At 71.7% G+C, this 6,133-nt stretch carries 5 protein-coding genes, 3 tRNA genes and 1 pseudogene; 6 read left to right on the forward strand and 3 right to left on the reverse strand.

All coding sequences use genetic code 11. The features are described 5' to 3' along the window. The 5 genes from VJR25_RS13885 to VJR25_RS13905 form a co-directional block, all read left to right on the forward strand. On the forward strand, window positions 1–699 hold a 699-nt coding region (locus VJR25_RS13885), incomplete at its 5' end, for a DNA topoisomerase IB (protein ID WP_324116012.1). 120 nt (window positions 700–819) lie between these two features. Continuing rightward, complete coding sequence (locus VJR25_RS13890) at window positions 820–1,944, forward strand: DUF2092 domain-containing protein (RefSeq protein WP_324116014.1); 1,125 nt, start codon at window positions 820–822, stop codon at window positions 1,942–1,944. Beyond that, window positions 1,941–2,903, forward strand: a complete 963-nt coding sequence (locus tag VJR25_RS13895; RefSeq protein WP_324116016.1) for an ABC transporter ATP-binding protein — start codon at window positions 1,941–1,943, stop codon at window positions 2,901–2,903. The genes VJR25_RS13890 and VJR25_RS13895 overlap by 4 nt, the downstream gene beginning before the upstream one ends. After that, window positions 2,890–3,795, forward strand: coding sequence for an ABC transporter permease (locus tag VJR25_RS13900; RefSeq protein ID WP_414683791.1), 906 nt, complete (start codon window positions 2,890–2,892; stop codon window positions 3,793–3,795). The genes VJR25_RS13895 and VJR25_RS13900 overlap by 14 nt, the downstream gene beginning before the upstream one ends. 166 nt (window positions 3,796–3,961) lie before the next feature. After that, the gene (locus tag VJR25_RS13905) at window positions 3,962–4,639 is read left to right on the forward strand and encodes a hypothetical protein (RefSeq protein WP_324116020.1); all 678 of its coding nucleotides are present in this window, start codon (window positions 3,962–3,964) and stop codon (window positions 4,637–4,639) included. A gap of 20 nt (window positions 4,640–4,659) precedes the next feature. Here VJR25_RS13905 and VJR25_RS13910 read toward each other — a convergent pair. The 3 genes from VJR25_RS13910 to VJR25_RS13920 all read right to left on the reverse strand — a co-directional run bounded on the left by VJR25_RS13910 (window position 4,660) and on the right by VJR25_RS13920 (window position 4,972). Further along, window positions 4,660–4,732: transfer RNA gene (locus VJR25_RS13910), tRNA-Phe, on the reverse strand. Between the two features lie 64 nt (window positions 4,733–4,796). Beyond that, window positions 4,797–4,870 (reverse strand) — tRNA-Asp (locus VJR25_RS13915). A 29-nt stretch (window positions 4,871–4,899) separates the two neighbouring features. Continuing rightward, window positions 4,900–4,972: transfer RNA gene (locus tag VJR25_RS13920), tRNA-Glu, on the reverse strand. A gap of 304 nt (window positions 4,973–5,276) precedes the next feature. Between VJR25_RS13920 and VJR25_RS13925 the strand changes: the two are divergent. Next, window positions 5,277–6,133 (forward strand): annotated as a pseudogene (locus tag VJR25_RS13925) (M23 family peptidase); the annotation flags it as partial.

Consider the following 6,133-nt stretch of genomic DNA (forward strand, 5'->3'; position numbering starts at 1 on the left):
GGCAAGTTCGCCCGGGCGCTCGCGCTGGCGCAGGCGCTTCCCCGCGCCCGGGTCACCGCCGACCTGCGCCGGGAGGCGCTCGATCGCGACCATGCGCTGGCGGTGTCGTTCCGGCTGCTCGACGAAGCCGCCCCCCGGGTCGGCTCCGCCCGGTATCTGGAGCGGCACGGCAGCCGCGGCCTCACGACCCTGCGGCGCGGCGACGCGACGGTCGAGGCATCCGTCGTCACCCTGTCGTTCCCGGCGAAGAGCGGCAAGCGGGCACTCCTCGAGATCGACGACGACGACCTCGCGGATGCCCTGCGCGTGCTGACGGCGGGCTCGCCGCGGTCGCCGCTGCTCTGGCATGCGGTGGGGCGGCGGCAGGTGGGCCTCAGCCCGGCCGAGGTCAACGCCTACGTCCGCACGATCACCGGAGGCGCGTTCACCGCCAAGGACTTCCGCACGCTGCGGGGCACGATCCTCGCAGCCGATGCCCTCGCCCGGACCGGCGCCGTCGAGGGGACCCGGGCACGCAAGCGTGCGGAGATCGACGCCGTCCGCGCGGTCGCTCAGGCGCTCGGCAACACGCCGTCGGTCGCCCGCGGCAGCTACATCGATCCGCGCGTGTTCGCCTGCTTCGCCCGCGGGCAGCTGCTCGAACGGCAGCTCACCCCCGAGTCCGCCATCCGCCGCCTGCTGCTCGGCGACGACAAGTGACCCCGCCTGGGTGCCATGCGGGGCGTCCGTCATCGTCAAGCCGCAGAGAACATTCAGCCCATCCGGCGCGAACGCGCCTACACTCGCCGACGAACCCATGAGGCCGAAGAGGTGGTTCCGATGACATTCACGCGTGGCTGGATCGCCGCGATCGTCGCACCGATCGCAGTGGTCGCCGGGGCGGTCGCCATCCCGGCGATCGGCAACGCGGCGTCCGCGCCGCCGGCGAAGACCGCGGCGCAGGTGCTCACGCTCATCGCCGGCAGCCACGACGCCCACTACTCCGGCACGGTGCAGCAGTCGTCCGACCTCGGACTGCCCCAGCTGCCCGCGTCGATGTCGCCCCGTTCCCAGTCCGGCGGCTTCGACGCGGCATCCCTCATCCAGCTCGTGACCGGCTCGCACACGGCCAAGGTCTATGTGGACGGCCCGTCGCGGCAGCGGGTGCAGCTGCTCGACACGCTCAGCGAGCGCGACCTCATCCACGACGGCAACTCCCTGTGGACCTACGACGCCGCGGCCCGCACCGCCACGCACGTGACAGCCCCGCACGGCGGCGCCGCACGTGGTGCCATGAAAGGCCGGATGCCGCACGACGTCACCCCGGCCGCGCTCGCCGATCAGCTCCTCGCCTCGATCCAGTCGACGACGTCGGTGACGGTCTCCACCGGCACGGACCTCGGCCGCGGCGTGTACGAGCTGCGGCTCGCACCGCGCACCACTGCCACCCTCGTCGGCGATGCCGTCGTCACCGTCGACGCGCAGACCGGTGTGCCGCTCGCGGTCCGCGTGGATGCCCGTCACCAGTCGACCCCCGCCCTCAGCGTCGCGTTCACGTCGTTCGACACGACCCGTCCGGACGCGAGCGTGTTCGCGTTCACCCCGCCGCAGGGCACGACCGTCACGCATGTGAGACTGCCGGGCACGCTGCCGCATCACCTGCGGGGACAGCACCCGGGCGACGCGCCGGGGAACGGCCCGCGTCACGCCCCCGCACGCCGGGCCGATCTGCCGACGCCGACCGTCATCGGCACGGGGTGGACGTCCATCGTCGAGGTGCACGGCCGCGCGGCGCTCACCGGTGGTCTCGGCGCGAACGGCAGCACGCTGCTCGGTGAGCTCACCCAGCGGGTGAGCGGCGGCCGCATCCTGCAGACGTCCCTCTTCACCGTCTACCTGCGCGACGACGGAACCGTGTTCGCGGGTGCCGTGCCGGCAGCGACGCTGCTCGCCGCGGCCAAGTGACGATCCCCACGTCACCGTCGTCCGCGATCGCGGGCGACGCGGCGATCGTCACCCGCGGACTCACCAAGCGGTTCGGCCGCAGCGCCGCCGTCGACGGGCTCGACCTCGAGGTGCCGTACGGATCGGTGTTCGGGTTCCTCGGACCGAACGGGTCGGGCAAGACGACGACGATCCGGATGCTGCTGGGCCTTGCCTCGCCGACGGCCGGCGCGATCCGGGTGCTCGGCCACGACCTGCCGCGCGGGCTGGCATCGGTGCTGCCGCAGGTCGGCGCGCTCGTGGAAGGGCCGGCGTTCTCGTCGTTCCTCTCGGGCGCCGCGAACCTCGCACGCTTCGACGCCGCCGATCCCACCTCCTCCCGGCGCACCCGGCGCACCCGCGTGCGCGACGCGCTCGACCGCGTGGGGCTCGGCGCCGCGGCGGGCAAACGCGCCGGGGCGTACTCGCTCGGGATGAAGCAGCGCCTCGGGCTCGCGGCGGCGCTCCTCGGCCCGCGCGAGCTGCTGGTGCTCGACGAGCCGACGAACGGCCTCGATCCGCAGGGCACCCGCGAGGTGCGTTCGCTCATCCGGTCGCTGGCCGCCGACGGCACCACGGTGTTCCTCTCCAGTCACCTCCTCAGCGAGATCGAGCAGGTGTGCACGCACGTCGCCGTCATGCGGACGGGATCCCTCGTCACCAGCGGCACCCTCGACGACCTGCGCGCCCAGAGCGCGCCGCGCGTGCGGGTGCGCACACCGGACGCGGCCGACGCCACGCTGCAGCGTCTCGGCCTGGTCGCGGAGCGCGTCGGCGCGGACGAGTGGGATGCCGCCCTGCGCGAGGACCTGCCCGTCGAGTCGGTGACGGCGGCGCTCGTCGCCGACGGGGTGCGGGTGCGCGGGATCGTCGTGACCGGGGCGACGCTCGAGGAGCGGTTCGTGGAGCTGACGGGGGAGGGCTTCGATGTCGCCGGATGAGGTCGCCGCGGCATCCGCCCGTGACGTGATGTCCGCCCCCGACGCGGCACCCGCGCCTGCCGGCGCGATCGGCCGTCAGCGGGTGTTCGCACTGCTGGGCTCGGAGCTGGGCACGACGTTCCGGCGCTGGCGCACGATCGTGATGCTGGTGGCCCTGATGCTGGTGCCCGTGCTCATCGCGGTCGCGGTGCGGCTGACCGGCGCCGGGTCGCGAGGCCGCGGGCCGGCGTTCCTCGGCGACATCACCGGCAACGGCCTGTTCGTGGTGTTCACCGCGATCACCGTGTCGATCCCGCTCTTCCTGCCGCTCACCGTGGGGGTGGTCGCGGGCGACTCGATCGCCGGCGAGGCCAACGCGGGGACGCTGCGCTACCTGCTCATCGCACCGGTCGGCCGGGTGCGCCTGCTCGCCGTGAAGTTCGCGGCATCCTGCGCGTTCGTCGCCGCGGCGGTGCTCGCGATCGTGGTCGGTGGAGTCGTCGCGGGCGGGCTGCTGTTCCCGCTCGGGCCGGTCACGCTGCTGTCCGGGGACACGGTCGGCCTGGCGGATGCGTTCGGACGCGTGCTGCTGCTCGCGGGGTACGCCGCCGTATCCCTGCTCGGCCTCTGTGCGATCGGCCTGTTCATCTCGACGCTCACCGCGATGCCCGTCGGCGCCATGGCCGCGACCGTCGTGATCGCCGGGGTCTCGCAGGTGCTCGACCAGCTGCCGCAGTTCGACGCCATCCACCCCTATCTGCCGACGCACTACTGGCTCGGCTTCGCCGACCTGCTGCGCACTCCCATCGTCTTCGACTCGTCCGGCCAGAACCTGCTGCTGCAGCTCGGCTACATCATCCTGTTCGGCGGCTTCGCGATCGCCCGCTTCACCACGAAAGACATCCTCAGCTGACGCGCCCCTGGGCCACGACCGATCCGTCACGAATGGCCGGGCACGCGGGCCGAACGTGACGGATCCGGGGCCGCCCGAGTACCGACGGGATGCCCCCGCCCGCCTGACGAGCCTCGTATCATGAGCACTGACCCCTGCAGTGCAGCGGGGGGAAAGAGGTGCCGCGATGGGCACTGGGGCATGGACGGCACGGGTTCTCGTCGGGGCGGTGTGCGGCCTGGCGTGGGCGTGCGCGTTGCGCGCGTACATGGCGGGACTGGCCGGCTTCGGGTCGACCTTCTCATGGTCGGGCACCTTCTTCGCGATCCTCACGCCGGGGATGCTCGTGGGTGCGCTGCTCGGGCTCGCGTCGGCGCTGCCCCCGCACCGCAGATCGGCGCTCCGCTGGATCGCGGCGTCGCCCATGCTGTTCGCGGCGTTCGCGCTCCTGCTCCCCGGACTGCTCGTCTCCCTCGTGACGACGGGCATCGGCGGCGGTGCGATCGGCGTGCCCGTCGCCGGGATCGCGGGCGGCTACGCGCTCGCGGGGCGGCGGCGCTGGCTGCGAGTGGCCACGGGGATCTTTGCTGTGCTGATGCTCGGTGGCGTCATCGCGACCGTGCCGGCGGTCGCCGACGAGTCGCTCACGCTGCCGCGCGGGGCATGGCTGGCGACGCTCATCGCGACCCACATGGTCGTGCTGATGCTCGCGTCGGCGATCCCGTTCCGAGCCCTGTCGCGCGGAGAGGGCCGAGTGCAGGGCGCCGCGTCGGAAACCAGCGGCGGCGCGGCCAGGGCGGCTTCCACATCACCCGCGGACGATCAGGGCCCGACCGGTGAGAACAAAGAAACCCTCGCGATGTAGAAGCTACGCGAGGGTTTCCGTGGCTCCGACGGGCGTCGATCCCGTGACCTCACGATTTTCAGTCGTGCGCTCTACCAACTGAGCTACAGAGCCGTGCGACCGGCGAACCTGTCGCACCTAAACGAAAGGCCCTCCGAGAAGGGCCCGTCGCTCAGAGCGACCCTGACGGGACTTGAACCCGCGACCTCCGCCGTGACAGGGCGGCACGCTAACCAACTGCGCTACAGGGCCATATGGATATTCAATTATGTCGGGAAGCGTGACCCCAACGGGATTCGAACCCGTGCTACCGCCGTGAAAGGGCGGCGTCCTAGGCCGCTAAACGATGGGGCCGGGCTTGTCAGAACCTCGTCCCCCTCGCGGGTTTCGGTGCTCTCGCTTGCCGACGCTCAAGCATACGAGACAAACCGGCCATTTGCGAAATCGAGGGCGCGGCACCTCCCTGATCAGCGGAAACCCGCGGATGATAGGGGTTGCCGATCGGGTTCACGTGCCTGACACTTGGCTACAGATGCACGTCCGTGCGTGGGGCACGTAAGGGGCATCTCACGTGTTGCGCCTGTTGCAGATGTGACAGACGTTGTTACTGTGGAAATGTTGTGTCACACGCCTGGGCGGCATGACGGGAGGAGTCCCCGTGCTGGACGAACAACACCTGAACACTTCTGACTGCGACTGCGCACCGACACCCGAGGAGCGCAAGCGTCTCTGGCCGTCCGCGCTCACCCGTCGCGGCGCGCTCTCCCTCGGTGCCGCGGGCGTCGTGGCCCTCGGTGTGACGGCCGCTCCCATGCTGCCTCCGGCGTTCGCCGCCGGCTACCCGTCGTGGGACGACGTGCAGCGCGCCAAGCACAACCAGGCCGCCAAGGCGGCCGAGGTGACCCGCATCCGCGGTCTCATCCAGGGCCTCAAGGCGGATGTCGCGGCCAAGCAGGCCGCGGCCGTGAAGGCGTCCGACGAGTACTACGCCGCCCAGCAGGCCTTCTTCGATGCGGCGCAGCGCGCGGACTCCATCCAGTCGCAGGCGGACACCCAGGCCCAGAACGCGAAGCAGGCCGCCGACAAGGCCGGCCGCGTGGCCGCCGAGCTCTACCGCAACGGTGGGGGAGACAGCGCCGCCCTGCAGCTGTTCCTGTCCGGATCCGCCGCGAACGCCGACGACCTGCTCGCCCGGCTCGGCACGATGGACGACCTCCTGTCTGCGAACCGCGCCGTGTACGACTCCGCCGTGCTCGCCCGCGACAGCGCGCAGAACCTCAGCAACCAGGCCAAGCTCGCCCGCGACGAGCGCGACAAGCTGCAGCACGACGCCCAGCAGAAGATGCAGGCGGCGCAGGCCGCGTCGGATGCCGCACAGGTCGCCCTGGACAACCAGAACAAGCACCTGGGCGACCTGCAGGCGCAGCTCGCCGCGCTCCAGGACACCACGGCGAAGACCATCGCGCAGTACAAGGCCGGCGTGATCGCCGCCGCGAAGGCCCGTGCCGCGGCCGA

This window comes from Microbacterium sp. (assembly GCF_035277845.1).
Classification (GTDB): domain Bacteria; phylum Actinomycetota; class Actinomycetes; order Actinomycetales; family Microbacteriaceae; genus Microbacterium.

Bases quoted from the DNA above. Each gene is read 5' to 3' on its own strand.
- VJR25_RS13890 (WP_324116014.1), top strand. From the start codon at position 820: ATGACATTCACGCGTGGCTGGATCGCCGCGATCGTCGCACCGATCGCA.
- VJR25_RS13900 (WP_414683791.1), top strand. From the start codon at position 2,890: ATGTCGCCGGATGAGGTCGCCGCGGCATCCGCCCGTGACGTGATGTCC.
- VJR25_RS13905 (WP_324116020.1), top strand. From the start codon at position 3,962: ATGGGCACTGGGGCATGGACGGCACGGGTTCTCGTCGGGGCGGTGTGC.